Here is a 2,151-nt window from a genome sequence, read left to right on the forward strand (position 1 = left end):
GCTGACCGGCAACGGCAAACTCGACCAGCACGCCCTGCCCGCCCCCGACCACACCACGAGTCTGACAGCAAGCCGGGACCCCGCGAACGACCGGGAGAGGGCGCTCTGCCAGACCTTCGCCGAAACCCTCGGGCTTCCGACGGTCGGCGTCGATGACGACTTTTTCACCCTTGGCGGACATTCCCTGCTGGCGATCCGACTGGTGAACCGCGTGCGGGCCGTCACGGGTGAGGAACTTCCGATCCAGGAAGTGTTCGAGACACCCACGCCGGCCGGGCTCGCGGCCTGGCTCCTGGATCACGTCGGTGATGAACACACAGTCAGGCCCGTGTTGCGGCCGATGCGTCAGCAGGAGGAGTCCCGATGATTCCCATGTCGTTCGCGCAGCGCCGGCAGTGGTTGCTGTGGCAGATAGAGGGGTCCAGCGCCACCTACAACAGCCCGATGATCGTCCGGCTGACCGGTCACCTGGATCGTGACGCTCTCAACGCCGCGCTGCGGGATGTCATAACGAGGCATGAGGTGCTGCGCACGGTGTTCCCCGCCGTGGAGGGCGTACCGCATCAGCGGATCCTGGACATGGCGGACCTTGACTGGGAGCTCTCTCTGGTACAGGTGCTCCGGCCGGAGCGTCAGCCCGGTCAGCAGCTCCTCGAGATCGGTGAACTGCCCTGGGATCAACCGGTGGTGGAGCTGCCGACCATCGAGATGGCCAAGGAGCTGCCGGGAGCCGAGGTGGCCGCCGGGGAAATGGCCGCAGCGGTGGCGCGTACGACGGGCTATGAGTTCAACCTGGCCGCCGAGGTACCCGTACGAGCGTGGCTGTTCGCGGTAAACCCGGACGAGCACATCCTGGTGGTGGTCATCCACCACATCGCGGGGGACGGCTGGTCGAACGGCCCGCTGGGACGTGACCTGTCGACGGCGTACGAGGCCAGGTCGCAGGGGCACGCGCCCACCTGGGAGCCGCTGTCGGTCCAGTACGCGGACTACGCGCTGTGGCAGCGGGAGCTGCTGGGCGACGAGGACGATCCGAAGAGTGTCATGTCCCGCCAGGTGGACTACTGGCGCGAGGCACTGGCGGATCTGCCGGAGGAACTGTCGCTGCCGGCCGAGCGCCCTCGCCCGGCAGTGGCCAGCCACCGTGGGCACATGGTCGGAGTGAGCGTGCCGGCCGAGGTGCACCGGAGGCTGCTCGATCTGGCCCGCGAGCGCAGGATGACTCTGTTCATGGTCATCCAGGCCGGACTTGCGGTGGCGTTGTCGCGGTTGGGGGCTGGTGTCGACGTTCCGATCGGGTCTGCGGTCGCCGGGCGTACGGATGAGGCGCTCAACGATCTCATCGGGTGCTTCGTCAACACGTTGGTGGTTCGTACGGATCTGTCGGGGGATCCGACGTTCTCAGAGGTGTTGGAGCGGGTGCGTGAGCGGTCGCTCGGAGCGTTCGCGCATCAGGATGTGCCGTTCGACCGGCTGGTCGAGGAGCTGGCGCCGAGGCGCGCGCCGGCCCGCCACCCGCTGTTCCAGGTCGTACTGACCATGCAGGACATGGGTTCGCGGATGACGCTGGCCGGTCTGCGCGCTGATGCGCTGTCGATCGGAAGGCCGACGGCGAAGTTCGACCTGGACGTCATGATCGGTGAGGTGTTTGACGGTGGGGGTGGGGCTGGTGGTTTGCGTGGTGTGGTGACGGTTGCTGCGGATTTGTTTGATGTGGGGTCGGCGTCGCGGTTTGCGGGTTGTCTGGTGCGGGTGTTGGAGGTGGTGGCGGGGGATCCGGGTGTGCGGGTGAGTGCGGTGCCGGTGCTCGATGAGGCCGAGCGGGGTCGGGTGCTGGAGGAGTGGAATGACACGGCGGTTGATCTGTCGGGGGTGATGGTGCCGGGGTTGTTCGAGGCGCAGGTGGCGCGGACTCCGGATGCGGTGGCTGTGGTGGTGGGTGAAGAGCGGGTGTCGTATGGGGAGTTGGATGCGCGGGCGAATCGGCTGGCGCGGCGGCTGCGTGAGCTCGGGGTGGGTCCGGAGAGCGTGGTGGGTCTGTGTCTGCCGCGGGGTGTCGATGTGGTGACGTCGATCCTGGCGGTGTGGAAGGCGGGGGGTGCGTATCTGCCGGTGGATCCGGGGCTGCCGGTGGAGCGGATTGCGTTCATG

The 2,151-nt window shown here is 67.4% G+C and carries 2 protein-coding genes; both read left to right on the forward strand.

What is annotated here, in order from left to right:
* A partial coding sequence (locus tag ACFVYN_RS41305) for a phosphopantetheine-binding protein (protein ID WP_390008073.1) occupies positions 1–367 on the forward strand: 367 nt, incomplete at its 5' end.
* A gap of 5 nt (positions 368–372) precedes the next feature.
* A partial coding sequence (locus ACFVYN_RS41310) for a condensation domain-containing protein (RefSeq protein ID WP_390008076.1) occupies positions 373–2,151 on the forward strand: 1,779 nt, incomplete at its 3' end.

This window comes from Streptomyces sp. NPDC058307, assembly GCF_042880295.1.
Lineage (GTDB): Bacteria > Actinomycetota > Actinomycetes > Streptomycetales > Streptomycetaceae > Streptomyces.